This is a genomic window from Bacillus sp. AP8, from assembly GCF_000321185.1.
Lineage (GTDB): Bacteria > Bacillota > Bacilli > Bacillales > DSM-1321 > Bacillus_AD > Bacillus_AD massilioanorexius.
In genome coordinates, this window is record NZ_CAPG01000030.1 from 1 (window position 1) to 17573 (window position 17573).

Here is a 17573-nt window from a genome sequence, read left to right on the forward strand (position 1 = left end):
TAGCATCTACTCCAGCAAGCAATATATCAGGATAGATACTTTGTATGATAAGAATTAATAAAGATAACAAAGGAAAAATGATGAGTATTTTTTTTATAGATTTATTTATAGTGTGTCTTCTGAATAAAACGATGGAAAGACCTATTAAACAATAAAAATAAAAAATGTAATAAACTGAATTGAACAAAGGACCTCTTACATAGTCATAATCTGCACTTATATCAATAATTTTTCCATTATAAAGATTCATCACAATTAATAGTATGTACAATACGTAAGGAGAACAGGACATGATAATTAATCTTTGTTTCTCTTTCCTTTCTTGATCATCCCATATCATATAAACAATATAAATGTAATAGAGTAAACTTGTACTTGGAATAATAACTAAATAAACACTATCAACAAACTCGGATATTCCACTTGGGACTTCATTTATTCTTATTAGTATTTGTGATAAAATTCTGAGAAAAATAGAAAATAGTGTAATAAAGACCCAACTGTTAAAAATCCTATTATGAAAATGAGGTAATTTAAAATTGTTATAGGTATATATAATACATACGACTATTGCTTCTATTATTTCTACTGATAAATTCCATGACATAATACTACTCCTTTCTAACTATCAAAATAATAGCCACAATGTAAACCATCCATCAATCTAATACTTTTAATAAATTGTATATAGATTTATTCTACATAAGCAAGACAACCTTAATCCCTATCTAAAGACTGCTCACAAATAGATGTTTGAAACAATATTTATTATTTTATAATATTAAATGGTTTTAAAAATACAATATTTTTGAAATTTTTTTATCCTTTTTCACGTTAATTTCACCAATTCAAATGCAATTGTATGAAAAAATCTGAGCGTCTTATCCTTTTCTAATAAGCTGCCTATATTGAACACAAGCTATATAATAATTAAGCGAAGATAAATGATATTAGAAAAAACTCACAAGTAATATCTCCAAAGACTATTTGTCTTCGTTAGTCTCTAGAACCTTATCCGAAATTGAATATTCGATTAATAACTGAACCGAAAAGCCCCATGTAATAGTAATTTCCCATACACATATTATCTACATATAATAAACTCACATCTGAAGTAATAAATGTTTAGGAAATGGACTCCAGTTTTTGAGGTATGATAGCTTTATTCTTCCTGAACTAACTTGCCCCGTTAGTTCCTTAACAAAAAAAGACTGTTCAATGACAGCCTCGATTTTCTACTAAAGCATTGTTATTTGATGAAGAATTATTATAATTTAAGTAATAATAGCTTCTTTTCATTGTTGTCTAAATACCGTTGAAACTTCTTTAATATATGCTTGTTAATTGGTTTGCCCTCATAGTCAAATTCTCCAAAACCAAATTTCCCATAAATAATAGAACTCAATTTTATTATACTAAAGGTAGATATTACAAACTCAAACATAAAACTATACACCGTATGCTATACTCAATATAATAAAATATGCCTTCAATCTTCCTAAGAAAGAATGAAGACATATTTTGTACACGTTGAAAAACAGCTATTGTTCATCAGAAAGGGACATTTACAATATGGAAATAAACAAAAAAATACCAATTAAACAGCCTAAATATCAGAAGATCGCAGTAGATATAGCCGCAAAAATCGTTGAAAAAAAATATACAATAGGTGAAAAAATTTATGCTCGATCATCACTTGCAAGTCAGTATGGAGTTTCCTCCGAAACTGCTAGACGAGCAATTGCAGTTTTACAAGATTTAGAAATTGTAGATACAACTAAAGGAAGCGGTGTTCTCATTAAATCGTATGAAAAAGCTGCACAATTTGTTCATCAATTTCAGGATGTTCAAACCATACACGAACTCCAATTTGATCTCCAAGCTAGCATTATCAAACAATATGAGGAGCTTCAGAATATACAAGAAACAACAAAGCAACTAATAAATCGGACAGAACGATTCCGCTCAATTAATCCGTTTATTCCGTTTCAAATTGAAATAAATGAAGCCTCTCCTTATATTCACCAAACTATTCAAGAAATGAACTTTTGGCAAAACACTTCCGCAACAATAGTAGGTATAAAAAGAGATGGCGAACTATCATTATCTCCAGGTCCTTACGCTTCATTTGAAAATAAAGATATCATTTATTTTATTGGTAGCGACGATTGTTTTGAACGAGTAAATATTTTTTTATACCCTCATCTAAAAAGCGTATGAACATTACATTTACAATGTTCATACGCTTTTTTGTTTAAACTGCTAATTTGACAAAATCAACAACCTTTTGTTAAGTTGAAGTTGTTACTTGTTTAAATTTGGATTATTCAGGTATTACCAAAAACATATAAACATCAAGGGGGAAAATAATTTTTGGGGAACATTAGAGTAGAGAATGTTACAAAAATTTTTGGCAAGCAAATCAGTAATGCACTTAGCTTAGTCGAAAAGAAAAAAAGCAAAACAGAAATATTGAAACAAACTGGGGCTACTGTTGGGGTGTATGATGTCAGCTTCAATGTCAATGAAGGTGAAATATTTGTGATTATGGGGCTATCTGGTAGCGGGAAATCAACACTTGTTCGCTTATTGAATCGATTGATTGAACCCACCAGCGGAAATATTTTTATTGATGGTAAAAATATTTCCACAGTAGGTAAAGATGAATTACGAAACATACGTCGAGAAAAAATGAGTATGGTTTTTCAAAATTTTGGACTATTCCCGCACAGAACCTTATTACAAAACACCGAATATGGATTAGAAATTCGAGGAATATCAAAAGAAGAACGTCGATTGAAAGCAGAAAAAGCTTTAGATAATGCTGGACTGCTCGCTTACAAAGATCAATACCCAAGCCAATTGTCTGGCGGTATGCAACAGCGTGTTGGTCTCGCACGTGCATTAGCTAATGATACTGAAGTGCTATTAATGGATGAAGCTTTTTCTGCGCTCGATCCCTTAATTCGTAAAGATATGCAAGACGAATTATTAGATTTGCAACAAACTTTAAAAAAGACCATCATCTTTATCACACATGACTTAAATGAAGCGCTTCGTATCGGAGATCGCATTGCACTCATGAAGGACGGTAAAATAGTGCAAATAGGAACCGGTGAAGAAATATTAACAAACCCTGCAAACGATTATGTAAAGAGCTTTATAGAGGATGTTGACCGTTCAAAAGTATTAACTGTAGAAAATGCAATGGTCCGACCTATTTCTGTCAATGTCGAACTTGACGGTCCGAAAGTGGCCTTACAAAGAATGCGAGAAGAAGAAGTAAGCCTACTAATTGCCGTTGATAAAAAACGTCAATTAAAAGGTTATATTACAGCAGCTGATGCCTTACAAGCATCCAAAAACGGATATAAAACCGTTCTTAATATCGTTCGTACCGACATTTTATCGGTAGAACCACACGTTTACATTCAAGATGTATTAGGAATGATTTCCGACTCCCCTACTCCTATCGCAGTTGTAAAGGATGGACGACTTCTAGGCGTTTTAATTCGAGGCGTAGTCATTGAAGCACTTGCTTCTGGAAGCGAGGAGGTTAAGAACATTGAATAGTATACTAGAACAAAGACCTAAGCTTTCTGTTGCTGAATGGGTTGAAAATGCAATGGATTGGCTCACTAGTAATTTCTCCCCTATGTTTGACTTCCTGCAAAATAACGGACAAACACTTATGAAAAGCGTAACAGAATTATTAATTTCCATTCCACCTATTATATTTATACTTTTCATTGTACTCTTTGCCTTTTTTGCTTCTGGGAAGAAATTAGGACTTTCCATTTTTTCATTAGTAGGACTGCTATTCATATTTAATCAGGGGTTATGGATTCAACTAATGAATACATTAACACTTGTTATTTTTTCAAGTCTGATAGCAGTTGTAATCGGTATACCCCTTGGTATATTAATGGCCAAGAACTCTTATGCAGAAGGAATCATTAAACCTACTCTTGATTTCATGCAAACAATGCCGGGCTTCGTTTATTTAATACCAGCTGTTGCCTTTTTCGGAATTGGTGTTGTACCAGGTGTATTCGCCTCTGTCATCTTCTCTATACCTCCAACTGTTCGATTAACCAATTTAGGTATACGACAAGTACCAAAAGAGTTAGTAGAAGCTTCTGATTCATACGGTAGCACTAGTTGGCAAAAATTAACAAAAGTCGAATTACCTTTAGCAAAATCGACCATTATGGCTGGTATTAATCAGACCGTCATGTTGTCCTTATCAATGGTTGTCATCGCATCAATGATTGGAGCACCAGGCTTAGGTCGCGAAGTTTTAACAGCACTACAAAGAGCACAAGTAGGAAACGGATTTGTTGCAGGGTTAAGTTTAGTAATTATAGCCATTATTATTGATCGCTTAACTCAAAATTTTAATAAAAAGAAAGATTAAGAGAAAGGAAGATTTGATGAAAAATAAAAAAATCAAAATATTATGCATTTTAATTGGGCTTAGCATGCTTTTAGCTGCTTGTAGTTCAGGAGACAAGGCCAATACATCCAAAGCTAAAAAATCAAAAGATGTTAATCTCGCATATGTTGAATGGGATACAGAAATCGCCTCTACACATGTAATCGGTAAGGTGCTTGAAGATATGGGTTATAATGTGACATTAACCCCTTTAGATAACGCTATTATGTGGGAATCCGTTTCAAAGGGCGAAGCTGATGGGATGGTAGCAGGATGGTTACCACATACACACGCTGCTCAATATGAGAAATATAAAGATGGTCTTGTTCATTTAGGAGAGAATTTAAAAGGCGCAAAAATTGGATTAGTCGTCCCTACATACATGGATGTTAATTCAATTGAAGACCTAACTGACGAAGCTAATAAAACAATTACAGGTGTTGAACCAGGTGCAGGTATTACTGCAGCTACAGAGAAAGCAATGAACAGCGAATATAAAAATCTAGCTTCATGGAATTTGGCTACATCTTCTTCTGGTGCCATGACCGTTGCGTTAGAACAAGCCATTAAAAAGAAAGAAGAAATTATCGTTACAGGTTGGTCTCCACACTGGAAATTTGCTTCCTTTGATCTAAAATATTTAGATGATCCAAAAGGCGTTTATGGCGGTGAGGAAAGCATTAATACTTTTGTTCGTAAAGGCTTAGAAAATGACTCACCTGAAGTATATTCTATATTAGATCGATTCTTCTGGACTCCTGAAGATCTAGAATCCGTAATGTTAGAAATAGCTGATGGAACCAATCCGGAAATTGCTGCGGAAAACTGGATTTCCGCTAATAAAGATAAAGTAGCTGAATGGACAAAAACAGGAGAATAAACGTTCATTAAAACGGCAAAAAATAGCATATAGTAAAAAAATATAAACTTTCCTAAAAAATCGATAAAAACAAAACCCAAGAATACTGTTTATCAACATTCTTGGGTTTTAAATTTGTGTTCATTTTACTCTCAAATGGACTATTATCATTTTTGTTCAACTTGCTTCTTTAATTAGGTTTTCCTGTTTAGCTACAGAAAATGCCTTTATAATCTTTAGAAATTCTTTAAAGTACTAGTTTTAATTTTACAGTTATACTTTTGATCTGAATTTGTTTTTTAAAGCAAACAATTGACTACTATTAGAAATTATTATAATACGTCTGCTACAGTCCGTCGTTTTATTCAAGATTAAGTCCATTAATCACGATATTAAGCCAAGAACACTTCAACGCGCCATATATCTTGTTTACGTACCGTTTAAAAGAAACTGCACAAAAGTTGATTTCTAGCATAGTATGTATATGTTCCTATTTGATAACGAGAATTTCAACACTTTTAAAGCAAATGTTTATTTAAATTATATTAGATGGTTATACACCGATCAGAACAAATGTTCTTTTCTTGTAAAACCGGCATTTAAAGACGTATTTCACCAACCAGAAGCATATGACAGCAAGCACAGTACGCCTTGAATAGTTACCATACTGTGCTTTAGTGAAGAGAATATTACTGATTACTATTTTTCCTTGCTTTTGCTCTTTGATCTGCCGCTTTTGAACGTTTTTGAGCAGCTATATCATCTTGATCAGCCAATTCTTGTGAGAATTCAACATCTCGACCATCAGATTGAAATGCCCCTGCTGTATTCGTAATTTGATCATTATCTTGATTATTTATGTTTTGTGACATCTTAAAAAACCTCCAATTAAAATGTAGTACTCATATAGAATGATGTGTAATTTTGATATATTTCATTCATTATTTAACCTAGTATTTTCCTGATAAGCATAGGATCTTCCTCATCTAGTGAGAGTATAATAAGATGTTCATTATGTAGAAAGACTATTATGAAGATGTTATTGAATTAACAAAAGACAAAAAAACTCGCAATTCTACAGAATAGATTGCGAGTTTTTTATATCAAATTTCTCCCACAGCTAACCAAGGAAACAGCCCATCTAAAAAACGCTCTGTGGCAGGCATGAAATAGGAGCCGAAATGATAGTCAGGGTCTAAAGTGGTAATAATCCAAGTTCCTTTTGTACTTACTTTGTCCACGTATAAAACAGCTCCTCCATCTTCCGTTGTAATGAGCTTTTCAGCTTGAGCTGGTGGCCAAAATACGCCGTGTTGGTGCCAGGTTGCATCTTCCAATGTGATGTACTGGAATAACGGATAATCCGGATTAGCAAGAACAAGTCCACTTTGCGGATTTTTCTCAAGCCACCACCAAAAATTCGTCGGGCGCTCCTCCCAATTTTGATTCGGAAGCCACTCCCACGGCTGGGGTCCGAGGGCTACAACGACTCCGCCTTTTTCAGCGAAGGCATCGATTTTTTTCTTTGCTTGTAGAAGCAGACGACCGTTTAATTGAGAAGGAACAATCAGAACATCATAGCAATCTAAATCGGCTTCTTCAAAATCAGGCAAATAAAGGAGTGCTTCAATGTATTGTGCATACTTCGTTTCATGAAACGTGCGATAGTGAGATGCATTTCCACTATATATAACAGCTATTTTTCTCATTGGACCTTTTCTCCTTTCAGCTGATTGCATTCAGATACGACCCACTGCCATACTTGTGTCCCAATTCGATCTGTCGTTTTGTTTTGACCACTATATTGAAACAGACTGCGACCTGCATGAACCAAAATCGTTCCATTCGTGCTGTCGCGGTCAATATATGTGATTGGCTTACCGTCTTCAAAAGTCAGGAGTACTTCCGCCCCTTTAGGAGCTGGATGATAACCACGAGCAAAAAAGCCCGCAACTCCTTTGTTATAGACCATATCATTCATTTCTACCCCGGCAAAAATGCCATTCTGCTCTGTTACTACAACATGGTAGTCCTTGTGCGATTGAATTCTCTTCGGCATGAAGGGAGCACAGCCTGGCAACCATTGGCGGAACAAGTGTCCACAAAAGATGACCATCTTACCTTCATCTAAAAAGGCTTCTATTTTATGTTTATTTAAATACAAATATTCCTGATCTATGAAATCCGTCATGAGTAGAACATCGTATTCTCGCAAGTCTATATAAGCTAGTTCATACTGATCCAGTATCGTTCTATTGGCTTGATTATCTCCAGCCATTTGCTGCCCAAGTCCAAAGGCATGACCAGGGCTAAGCTCTAACATTCTCGGTGTCTTATTCATACTTCCATTCCCTCTGCTTTCATTCTTATTTTATTACGCTTGCTTTACAAATAACTTCTGGCGCCGTTCGAAATAGGCGCTCGCATCAATTAATTGTTTCGTATAGCTATGCTTAGGATTGTAGAGAACATCCTTCGTCGGACGATTCTCCACAATTTTTCCTTTCTCTAAAACAAGTAACCGATTGGCAAACTGTTCTATCGTCATAATCCGATGTGTAATATACAAAATGGATAGCTGTAAATGGCGTTGGAAATCATGTAACAGCTCGATAATCACCGACTCCGTTTCAGGGTCTAGTGCTGATGTAATTTCATCGGCTATAAGCAAGCTTGGCTTACATGTTAATGCTCGGATAATGGCAGCTCGTTGCTTTTGCCCTCCTGAACATTCATATGGTTTTCTCATAAGCAAGCCGTTTGGCAATTCAGCTTGCTCCATCAATTTATCGATTTGTGCCATCGCTTCTTCTTTAGGTACTTTGCTAAGCAACAATGGTTCCAATAAGCTCTCCTGCATCGTTAAGTAGGGGTTAAAGGAACGTTCAGGATTTTGATAAATATACTGACAGTTGCGCCCTTGTTCCCACAGAATCTCACCTTCCGTTGGCTGCTGTAGACCCATAATAAGTTCCGCAATGGTGGACTTTCCTGAACCAGACTCGCCAATTAAACCAACAATCTCATTGCTTCCAATAGAAAACTCGATCTGATTTAACACTTGATGGTTCCCAAAGTTTTTCGAAATATTTCGTAATTCAAGCATGAGCTATGGCTTCCTCCTTCAACATGTGATTCTCAATCCGATATGTTCGGTTCGAAATGGCATAGGCAATATCTAAATCATGTGTGATAAAAAGCAAGCTGACTTGAGATTGACGTACTTTTTCCTCCAATAGTTGCACGATTTCTTTTTTCAAAATAGGATCTAACGCACTTGTACATTCGTCTGCAATCACAACATTTGGTTCATTTAAAAAAGCAAGAGCAATCATAGCTCGACTCAACATGCCTCCAGAGCATTCAAATGGATATTTCTCCAAGACGTGTCTCGGTAATGAAACTTGTTCAACCGCATGCCTTGCTTGTTCTGCCGTGACGCCCATTTCCATGAACTGTTCTTTCAGCTTTAACAACGGGTTGAAGGCTGCACGTGCGTCTTGATAAATAAAAGAGCATGTGTGCCAATAATGCTCTTTGCTAAAATGGCTGTTTCTAACAGAAACGTGGTTATATAATACATCGCCCGTCCATTGATGTGATGGCAATAGGCCGTACATAGCACGTGCCAATGTTGTTTTTCCTGAGCCCGAAGGACCAATAATGCTAACAATTTCCCCAGGTTTCACGGAAAACACAACATTTTTTACTACTTCCTGCTGATCAAATGTAACTGTGACATCCTCGCACCATAAACCGTCTATTGGTTTATCTTCCTGCTTCACCACTTCTACTTGCTTTGCTTTCTTTCTCTTTATCGCTCTTTCCTCCATCAAGAATGCTAAACTAATTGTCGTAATAATTAGCATGAAAACTGGAGGGAGAACAATCCCCATCCACGCATTACTTAAGTAAATGGAAGGCTCTGAAAAAGCTGCATTCAGCATGCTTCCCCAAGAAACAAAGTTTGGATCTCCAAGACCTAAAAACGCTAGACCAGACTCTGTTAAAATAGCTGTCCGAAAAGAAAGGATGAATTTTGCCTTCATAAAGGGTGTAATATGTGGCAATAAATGCTTCCGTAATACATAAAACGAGCTTCCACCAAACATGGATGCTGCTTTTACAAATTCACGCTCCTTCAAGGACAGTACAGAAGAACGAATGAGCCTCATATAACCAGGCCAAGATAATAAGCTCAACACCACGACAAGTTGAATCATTCCACCTCCTGTAAAGGAAATAAACAAAAGAATTAAAAGCAAGCTAGGCAGAACGAGCAATACATTGGCAACACCGTTAATCAGGCGATCCAACCAAGAAATATAACCTGCCAGCAAGCCTAAGATGACGCTCAATGCTGTACTGAAAAAAGCAACAAGTAAACCAATTAATAAACTGGTACGTGTTCCTGCCAACAACTGAGACCAAACGTCTTGTCCAAGCTTATTCGTTCCAAGCCAATGATCACTAGAAGGCGGAAGATAAGCACCACTATCGAAGGTATGTGGATCATGCAGCGATAAAAAGGGAGATAATAACGCCATTCCGATAATCACCGAAAGTACTACTAACGGCCATCTATACATGTTTTTCAATGACGTGTCCTCCTTTTATGCGTGGGTCCAACTTCGGATATAAATAATCTGCCAACATATTGACGAAAAGAATGATACTCGAAAATATGAAGAATAAGCCGTGCATTAATGGATAATCGCGCGATAGAATCGATTCTTGCAGTAGCTTTCCGATTCCTGGATACGAGAACAGTGTCTCAATGAAAATCGCCCCCGTAAAAAGTAAGCCAATGCGAATCATCAGTAAGGTAAAAACAGACAACAAAGCGTTTTTAGCCGTGTGGCGATACAGCAAACGTCTACGATTGAGCCCTTTCATTTTGGCAAATTCCATGTATGGAGACGCCAATACGCGAATTGATTCATTTCGCACAAGCAAATACACACTCGATATATTCACGATGGTCAATGTCAGTACTGGCAAAAAGCCATGCCAAACTTTATCCTTCAGCTCTTCAAACCAGCTAGCACCTGTCATAAATGGTGTAGATGCACCACTTAACGGAAAAATTGCACCATAAACAGCAAACACAAGCAAAAAGACAATACCTAACAGAAATTCTGGTATCGAACCAATCGTCAGCATCGTCGTCATGAAGCTACGATCTCCACGCTTTCCATATAACCAAGCAGACATTAAGCCAATCGTGATGCCGATAATAAACGAAAGTAACACCGCCATCCCAACAATAGAAACGGTGTAAGAAAAATGCTCGAGTATCAGATTGGTAACACCTGTCTTATGAGAAAACGATGTGCCGAAATCAAATGTCACGATACCTTTCACATAATGCTCGAACTGCTCCAACAAAGATTGATCAAGCCCATAATAAGCAATCATAGATTCTTTTTGAGCTTCCGTAAGCATCGGTCCACTATCCTGACCTTCAATAAATTCAATAGGTCCCCCCGGCATAAGCCGAGGGAGAAAGAAATTTAACAGTATTAAGATGACAAAAACAGACATGTACAAGGAGAATAGCTGTTTCATTAGTCTATAAATGCCACCTTGTTATCCCATAAAGGAATACCATCAGAAATACCACCATAGGTATTGAACCAACCATTAAAGTCAGATGCTTTATAAATGAAATAGAATGGACGGTGGTACAGAACTAATGTTGGTAATTCTTCTGCTAGAATATCCTGCATTTGATCGATTGTTGCTTTACGATCTGCTTCATCTGTCTGAGTTAGTTGTAAAGCTGCTAACTTTTGGAATTCAATATTGTCAAACACACTTTTTCCAGCTAATGAATTGCTAGCTTGTCCTGAGAACCATAAACGAAGGAAGTCAGGGTCACCACTTAAACCAATATGTCCCGTAATCGTCATATCAAATTTCCCTTCAGACATAGCCGTAGAAAAGGCTGCTGAATCAACTGTCTGTATAGTAAGATCTATGCCTACCTTCGCAAGCATCACTTTCATTAGCTCAGCTTCTTGAGAAGTAGAAGAAACGAGTACACGTAGTTTTAAAGCATCACGAATACCTTTGGCATTTTTGCTGTAACCAAGCTCATCCAGTAGTGCGTTCGCTTTATCGATAGAATAATCGTACTGCTTCACATTTGTGTTATACCAAGGAGAATCTAACGGAATGATACCTGCATTTCCTACCATCGGTTTATCAGATCCTGTTAGTTTCTCTGACAACTGTGCACGATCTAATGCATAAGTAATAGCTTGACGAAGGCGTTTATCCTTCAATTGATTATGATTCAAGTTGAATACAATACGCACGGCACTACCCGTTGGATCAGCTTTAATCACATCAAAGCCTTGTTGTTTCATTTGTTCAACTTCTTTATAGTTAAATGTCATACCTGCTGATATTTCATTGTTTTGTAACGAGAGTACTTTATTTTCAACAGCTAGATACTGTACTTCATCTACATTCACATTACCTTTGAAGTACTTGCTATTTTTCACAAATCGATAGTTTCCAGCTGCTTTGTCGTATTCATCTAAGGTAAACGGACCTGAGCCAACCAATGCTTGTTCTTCCTGATACTCAATTGGATTCTTAATATCTTCCCAAATGTGTTTTGGAATAATTGGCAAAATCCCCGCAATTTCCGTTATGAATGGTGAAAATGGTTCATTTAAATGAATTTTCACTTCTGTGTCACTCACTTTTTCCGCTGATTTAACCTTTGTCATATCAGCATTCCAAGGAAAAACATGCTCCTTGAAATAAGCGTATGAAAAGACAACATCATCGGCTGTCAGTGGTTTACCATCATGGAATGTTACATCTTTTTCTAATGTAAAAGTATATGTTAACTGATCATCTGAAATAGACCAATTGGTTGCTAACCAAGGAATCACACCTTTTTCATCTTTCCAAGTCAATGTATCGAATAGGAATGAATTTCGTAAATATCCACCTGGTCCACTCGTTGTAAACGTGAATGGTGAAATGAAACCACTATCTTGCCAAGCAATCTTTACTATTTTTTTTGCTTCTGTCGCTCCATTTCCTGTCTCTTTCATTGATGATTCATTACTGCTGGAACAACCAACCAACATAATAGCGAAAAGCAAGCATAATACCCCTAGTAATTTCTTCATTTCTCGTATTCCCTCTCTTGTTTATATTATTTTGACTATTACAAATATAAACTATTTGAGAATGATTATCAATATCATTAATTAAAGAATATAATTATTTATATAACTATTTTAAATTTAAAGAATGCTTTTCTCCTAATCTCTAAATCTATCGTATTCTCCTATTTCAAAAAGGAGAGCTCACCTCCTTTTAATTCAAATTGTTTTTTATAACTATTCCTCTTTATCTTGAATATGGATTAAACATTTCTACGATTATGTTTACCATAAAAAAAGACCGTCGATAGACAATCTATTCTTCTATTAATATAAGCAGAAAAGCTATCAGACTCCCCTTCCCTAAACTGGTACTAATAGAACAGTTCTAATCATATTCTTATAAAAAATAAAAAGGAGTGTAAACTTAGTTGATAAAAATTAAGGTTGGTTTAAGGCCTATTGTAAGTAAGATAAATTTACCCACTGTATTGAAAACAACAATTCTTCCAGGTGACTCAATTGAAAAATTATTTATTGCAACCCAGGTTGGAGAAATCTTTTTTATAGGAAATGGAGTTATCAGGACTTTTTTAGATCTTCGCTCACAAATAATAAAACTAGGTGTTTATGGTGGTGGATATGATGAACGGGGATTGCTCGGTCTAGCGTTTCATCCTGAATTTTACTATAACGGCCTGTTTTATCTTCATTACTCAGTAGCTGGAACACAAGGCCCAGGTGCTCTTACTGAATCTTTTACTCCAAACCCGTGTGATCCCACAACTTTAAACCTAAAGTGGATAAATAGAGAAACTCAATATGATCATATTGATACAGTTGAAGAATGGGTTTTACAAACGAATGGTCGACCAAAGAAACGTCGGACAATACTAAACATAAGAAGACCATTTTCAAATCATAATGGTGTCAATAGCTTAAACTTTTCACCTGAAACAGGCAAACTTATTTTAACAACCGGTGACGGTGGATCAGGTTATGATCCATTTAATTTAAGCCAAGATGATATGGAAATCGCCGGGAAAATCATTGAAATTGATGTAAATCAGAATACATTTAACAATAATACACCCGTAGTCACACGTTTTAACGAACTTCCTGCAACTAGTCAGGAATCGCTTACAGTAATAGCTAAAGGGGTTCGCAATATTCCAGGTATTTCATTTCAAAGGTTTTATAATCAGTATATTAAGTATGTGGGAAATGTCGGACAGGATTTGGTAGAGTCGATTTATTCATTCGTTCATTATAGACCAATACCAGTTACTCAGCTTCTTCAAGCTTATTTAATGAAATCCGAACCTGACCAAGAAGGGTTTATTAACTTTGGATGGAGAGGATGGGAAGGTGCGTTTCCTACTTCAATTATAAAAGGCTGCTCTGCAAATCCGACTCTGGACGAGAAAACAATGGCTTATTACAATGAAGCAGTAAAAACTTCAGTGAGGCGTCTTCAACCTTTAACTAGTTATTTTCATAAAGATTCACGAATCGATAAATTTAGAGGAACTGCACTTACAGGAGTTCAGCCGTATATGGGAAATGGAATTCCGAATTTAAAGGGAAGCGTTGTGTTTACTGATCTTGCCCGAGTTGAAGAAACTCAATCTCCGGTTAGAGGGGTTTTGGCTTACAGCGGAGTAAGATCAGATTGTAAGCTAAATGATTTTAGTGTTATTGAAACCGATTATCATTTCGGGTCTCAATCAGCCTATTATGTTAATTTGGGAACGAATCTGGATCAAACTAGACTTTATTTAGGAGTTTATGGCTCTATGAAAGTGACAGATTTTAACCAAGGTACCATTTTTGAAATTATCCCATAATTCATAACGATAAAAACTCGACTTAATATCAAATAAATCTCTTTTTGTTTCGTTCTCCCCATTTTTTAACTTCAAAAGTATTATATAAATCTACAATAATTAGAGCATTATTTTTCCCAAGGTAATCCCCCTGACTCTTTTGAACTAACTAACTATCTACTACATTTTAAATACAGATGTCATATGGTACAACTGATTTTGTTATTGAACTAACCTGTCAGTTAGTTCAATAACTTTAACAAAAAGGGCATTAATCCACCATCAATCCACCTTGGATTAAGCCCTCCATAATGGAATATTGCTCGTGATGCGAAACTTTTCTTTAACATCTTACATATTTGCGTTTAAAACCAAGCTTCCCTCTATCTACTTCCTTTTGAATACTTTCATAAGCGTTTAGGAAACTACTTTTTTTCTTGTCTCGTTTGACTTCTACTAAACCTACTGCTTTAGCAGTTTCAAGGGCCAATTCATGGAGTGGCAAATATGAAACCCCCACGGTGTATAGGAAATTATTCATAGCAGATTTCGTTCGTTCTGGCGAATCATGAATCGTATTTTTCACCATTTCCAGCATATTGGCAATCTTGCTTTCAGAAAATTCAACGTCTAAACGATTTCCTAAAAGCCAACAGTAGCAACTCCAGCCACCGGACATTTTCAGCTCTTCACCGCTTGCTATCCATTTATCAGCAACCTCTTGTGCAATATCTGCTTCCGCTAAAGTAACTGCTACCACATAATCGGACAGCATGTAAAAATATGCTGAATCCATCCAACGATTAAAATCCAACTCAGTCATTGCTTTCGGATCTGCAATAATACCTGCAAAGTACATTGCGTCATAGTTCCCTGTGGCATAAAGCTCTTCAGCTAAAGATTGATTTATTTTTATTTTTTTGGCTATTGGCTTCATTGCACCTGTAGCCACGCCAAAAAGAGGCTCATGTGCGCCATTGGATATGTATATTTTTTTTGTTCGCTCCTTGCCAAGGGCTTCTAGTTCCTGCATAACCATATCTATATTCATCGTTAGCACTTCCTTCTTTTGGGAGTTTTTCTCCTAATAGTTTGCCATCTCATACATCATCATTATCCTATAAAAAACTACTATTTGTCATTATAACTATCGTATAAGTGCATGGGGGGTATAAAGCAATTTACCTAAAGCATGTCGGTACTATGTTCACATACTGGTGGTAAGAAAAAATATTTTACATCGCCTCCTATTTCAGTTGATTAAAAGACTTAAAATCAACGCAATCGTCAAAACGGCAGTCTTTACTTTCAATGATTAACTTATTAGTAAAATAAAAAACGAATTAACTCTTCTTTATCAAATTGATTAAATAGTATATCTGTGAAATCAAAAATGAAAAAAGAATGATTATGATTGTTCCTAATGTGCAAACTGCTTCTTCTACTGGATTGCTCCCTCCTAAAATTACATTGGCTAATATAAAAAAGAGGATTGTACTTATGAATATAGTTAAGAAGAAAATACTAACATACTTAGACATAAAATCTCTCCTTTTGTATCACAACTATTTTACCTTCATAATATATACTACAACGATACCGAATTATCCCCTGTCTCTTTCCATCAATTTAATAGTATAAGAAATAGAACAGAATAAACTTATTTCTAATCAGACCGCTTTAAGTTATCTGTTTTTTATACTGATAAAAATAATACATAAAGCAAAAAAACACAGAATCATGTTTGATACAATTATGGAGGTGACAGAATGGGAGAATTTATTTCTGTAATGTTTAGGATACTCTCAGCAGTCGGCTTATTAATACTAGTTTTAGGAATTTGTTCAAAAGATTGGAAGGGACTAATAATAAGTGGTTTTTGTTTGTTATTGCCTTCTTTGTATTTTTTAGGAGGAGAAAATTGGTTTAAGTTGCTTGTTCTTTTTCCACTGATTCCATTTTTATTTGCATACTATATAAACAAAAAAGCTGACCATAGGTCTAGATAGAAGTGAAACTCCTATGTAATAGGTATATCTGACTTTTAAATATAATGATGGCCGTTAATTGCCCCATATGTGGAAAATCAAAAAAAGAGCTGATGACAGCTCTTGATATATAGGATGCGTTATTGCAGCAGAATTTAATTCCTACTTTCTGGTAGTTCCGAATAAATATCAAATAAGTATTTAACAATTTGTTTAGATTCGTCTTCACCATTACTGTATCTAATCTTGCATACATAATTAGTAAAAGACTTTTCGACTCTGAATCATCTAATAATTGAATTTTTCTCTTTACTTTTTCAATCTCTAGCAACAAAACACCTACTGTTAAATATCATTTTTGAAAATTCTCTCTTTAGTTAAGTCGTTTTATTCATATTTTTAGTTTTGATACAGTTCCATTGCTTTCAACTGGTGAATAAATATTCAATATTCATCGTATTCACAACAAAATCTCTCAATATTATTATTGGTCAATTTGAAGAAAGTATTTTGAGATACTTCCAGTCTTAATGCTTGCTCTTTTGTTAAGTTTTGATAGATTCCTCTTATTATTCTACCTGTTAGCCCATGAGATACAGCGATAACTTTCTTTTTGTCCTTTATACTTTCTAACCATTCTGATACTCTCTTCACAACTAAATCATAGCTTTCCCCATCTGGAGAATTGAAATACCAATTGTAATTATCAGTATTTTCAATCAGTTTCGGCCATGAAGCTTTGATTTCTTGTGTGGTTAAACCCGCCCACGCACCTACTGAAACCTCTTTTATTCGACTGTCAGTAGTCACTTTATTCAAATCATACCCTAATATTCCACATAAAATTTCTGTGCTTTGCAAAGTTCTGCCTAATGGACTCGAAATAATCTCCCATTCATTAGACTCACCAATTATGACTTTTAATAACTTTGATATATTTTTTACTTGTTCAATTCCTTCTAAAGTTAATGGTGAATCAAGTTCTCCTTGATATCTCCCTTGTGAGTTTAAAACTGTTTCCCCATGTCTAATTAAATAAATTGTTTGATCCAAATTGCTATCCTCCATCAACTAAACTATCCCGTTTGTAGAATTAAAAAGAACTGCGAATACAGTCCAAAAATACTTATAAATGCTTCTGACCTTTTAATTTTTTGTATCCTAAAATCAAAAATACACTTATAACGATAATAAAAGTAACTATGATTGAATACCTAAGAAGCATTAAGAAATATTCTGGATAAGTATAAGCTTCACTTGAATAATTTCCAGTTACATCTTTAGTAACTCTCACTCTGTTTATCAAAACTAACAATAATGAATATGAAACAATAAATG

The 17573-nt window shown here is 35.3% G+C and carries 17 protein-coding genes; 6 read left to right on the forward strand and 11 right to left on the reverse strand.

From position 1 onward, the window contains the following. The coding region (locus BN349_RS26320) for a hypothetical protein (protein WP_034293846.1) at positions 1-607 on the reverse strand (607 nt) is incomplete at its 3' end. Positions 608-1572: 965 nt separating this feature from the next. On the opposite strand from BN349_RS26320, the gene BN349_RS07445 reads away from it, so the two are divergent. The 4 genes from BN349_RS07445 (at position 1573) to BN349_RS07460 (ending at position 5315) form a co-directional block, all read left to right on the forward strand. Beyond that, positions 1573-2220, forward strand: a complete 648-nt coding sequence (locus tag BN349_RS07445; RefSeq protein ID WP_019241659.1) for a TrkA C-terminal domain-containing protein — start codon at positions 1573-1575, stop codon at positions 2218-2220. A 153-nt stretch (positions 2221-2373) separates the two neighbouring features. Then, positions 2374-3573, forward strand: a complete 1200-nt coding sequence (locus tag BN349_RS07450; protein WP_019241660.1) for a quaternary amine ABC transporter ATP-binding protein — start codon at positions 2374-2376, stop codon at positions 3571-3573. A gap of 52 nt (positions 3574-3625) precedes the next feature. Next, complete coding sequence (locus BN349_RS07455) at positions 3626-4417, forward strand: ABC transporter permease (protein ID WP_087960618.1); 792 nt, start codon at positions 3626-3628, stop codon at positions 4415-4417. Positions 4418-4433: 16 nt separating this feature from the next. Beyond that, on the forward strand, positions 4434-5315 hold the full coding sequence (locus BN349_RS07460) for a glycine betaine ABC transporter substrate-binding protein (protein ID WP_019241662.1): 882 nt from the start codon (positions 4434-4436) through the stop codon (positions 5313-5315). A 668-nt stretch (positions 5316-5983) separates the two neighbouring features. On the opposite strand, the gene BN349_RS23600 is transcribed toward BN349_RS07460, so the two are convergent. The 7 genes from BN349_RS23600 to BN349_RS07495 form a co-directional block, all read right to left on the reverse strand. Beyond that, positions 5984-6166: a YfhD family protein gene (locus tag BN349_RS23600; RefSeq protein WP_019241663.1), complete on the reverse strand. Its 183-nt coding sequence runs from the start codon at positions 6164-6166 to the stop codon at positions 5984-5986. Positions 6167-6397: 231 nt separating this feature from the next. After that, entirely contained in the window at positions 6398-7003 is a 606-nt protein-coding gene (locus BN349_RS07470) for a hypothetical protein (protein WP_019241664.1), read from the reverse strand. Continuing rightward, positions 7000-7635: a hypothetical protein gene (locus BN349_RS07475; RefSeq protein WP_019241665.1), complete on the reverse strand. Its 636-nt coding sequence runs from the start codon at positions 7633-7635 to the stop codon at positions 7000-7002. The genes BN349_RS07470 and BN349_RS07475 overlap by 4 nt, the downstream gene beginning before the upstream one ends. 33 nt (positions 7636-7668) lie before the next feature. Next, the gene (locus BN349_RS07480) at positions 7669-8400 is read right to left on the reverse strand and encodes an ATP-binding cassette domain-containing protein (protein WP_019241666.1); all 732 of its coding nucleotides are present in this window, start codon (positions 8398-8400) and stop codon (positions 7669-7671) included. Continuing rightward, positions 8393-9883, reverse strand: a complete 1491-nt coding sequence (locus tag BN349_RS23605; protein ID WP_034293851.1) for an ATP-binding cassette domain-containing protein — start codon at positions 9881-9883, stop codon at positions 8393-8395. The genes BN349_RS07480 and BN349_RS23605 overlap by 8 nt, the downstream gene beginning before the upstream one ends. Beyond that, positions 9876-10787 carry an ABC transporter permease gene (locus BN349_RS07490; RefSeq protein WP_232423532.1) on the reverse strand — a complete coding sequence of 304 codons (912 nt, stop codon included), beginning with the start codon at positions 10785-10787 and terminating at the stop codon, positions 9876-9878. The genes BN349_RS23605 and BN349_RS07490 overlap by 8 nt, the downstream gene beginning before the upstream one ends. 74 nt (positions 10788-10861) lie before the next feature. Continuing rightward, positions 10862-12445, reverse strand: a complete 1584-nt coding sequence (locus BN349_RS07495) for an ABC transporter substrate-binding protein (RefSeq protein ID WP_034293849.1) — start codon at positions 12443-12445, stop codon at positions 10862-10864. 407 nt (positions 12446-12852) lie between these two features. Between BN349_RS07495 and BN349_RS07500 the strand changes: the two genes are divergently transcribed. Beyond that, positions 12853-14268, forward strand: coding sequence for a PQQ-dependent sugar dehydrogenase (locus BN349_RS07500; RefSeq protein ID WP_019241670.1), 1416 nt, complete (start codon positions 12853-12855; stop codon positions 14266-14268). Positions 14269-14590: 322 nt separating this feature from the next. On the opposite strand, the gene BN349_RS07505 is transcribed toward BN349_RS07500, so the two are convergent. Continuing rightward, a complete protein-coding gene (locus tag BN349_RS07505; protein ID WP_019241671.1) occupies positions 14591-15298 on the reverse strand; it encodes a DNA alkylation repair protein in 708 nt (235 codons plus the stop codon). Positions 15299-16016: 718 nt separating this feature from the next. Here BN349_RS07505 and BN349_RS07510 point away from each other — a divergent pair. Then, positions 16017-16256, forward strand: a complete 240-nt coding sequence (locus BN349_RS07510) for a hypothetical protein (RefSeq protein WP_019241672.1) — start codon at positions 16017-16019, stop codon at positions 16254-16256. A 423-nt stretch (positions 16257-16679) separates the two neighbouring features. Here BN349_RS07510 and BN349_RS07515 read toward each other — a convergent pair whose 3' ends face one another. Beyond that, on the reverse strand, positions 16680-17288 hold the full coding sequence (locus tag BN349_RS07515; RefSeq protein ID WP_019241673.1) for a histidine phosphatase family protein: 609 nt from the start codon (positions 17286-17288) through the stop codon (positions 16680-16682). 73 nt (positions 17289-17361) lie between these two features. Then, a partial coding sequence (locus tag BN349_RS26325) for a hypothetical protein (protein ID WP_019241674.1) occupies positions 17362-17573 on the reverse strand: 212 nt, incomplete at its 5' end.

Coding starts and splice junctions, on each gene's coding strand:
- BN349_RS07445 (WP_019241659.1), top strand. CDS start 1,573: ATGGAAATAAACAAAAAAATACCAATTAAACAGCCTAAATATCAGAAG.
- BN349_RS07455 (WP_087960618.1), top strand. CDS start 3,626: ATGGATTGGCTCACTAGTAATTTCTCCCCTATGTTTGACTTCCTGCAA.
- BN349_RS07460 (WP_019241662.1), top strand. CDS start 4,434: ATGAAAAATAAAAAAATCAAAATATTATGCATTTTAATTGGGCTTAGC.
- BN349_RS23600 (WP_019241663.1), bottom strand. CDS start 6,166: ATGTCACAAAACATAAATAATCAAGATAATGATCAAATTACGAATACA.
- BN349_RS07470 (WP_019241664.1), bottom strand. CDS start 7,003: ATGAGAAAAATAGCTGTTATATATAGTGGAAATGCATCTCACTATCGC.
- BN349_RS07475 (WP_019241665.1), bottom strand. CDS start 7,635: ATGAATAAGACACCGAGAATGTTAGAGCTTAGCCCTGGTCATGCCTTT.
- BN349_RS07480 (WP_019241666.1), bottom strand. CDS start 8,400: ATGCTTGAATTACGAAATATTTCGAAAAACTTTGGGAACCATCAAGTG.
- BN349_RS23605 (WP_034293851.1), bottom strand. CDS start 9,883: ATGTATAGATGGCCGTTAGTAGTACTTTCGGTGATTATCGGAATGGCG.
- BN349_RS07490 (WP_232423532.1), bottom strand. CDS start 10,787: ATGCCGGGGGGACCTATTGAATTTATTGAAGGTCAGGATAGTGGACCG.
- BN349_RS07495 (WP_034293849.1), bottom strand. CDS start 12,445: ATGAAGAAATTACTAGGGGTATTATGCTTGCTTTTCGCTATTATGTTG.
- BN349_RS07505 (WP_019241671.1), bottom strand. CDS start 15,298: ATGAATATAGATATGGTTATGCAGGAACTAGAAGCCCTTGGCAAGGAG.
- BN349_RS07510 (WP_019241672.1), top strand. CDS start 16,017: ATGGGAGAATTTATTTCTGTAATGTTTAGGATACTCTCAGCAGTCGGC.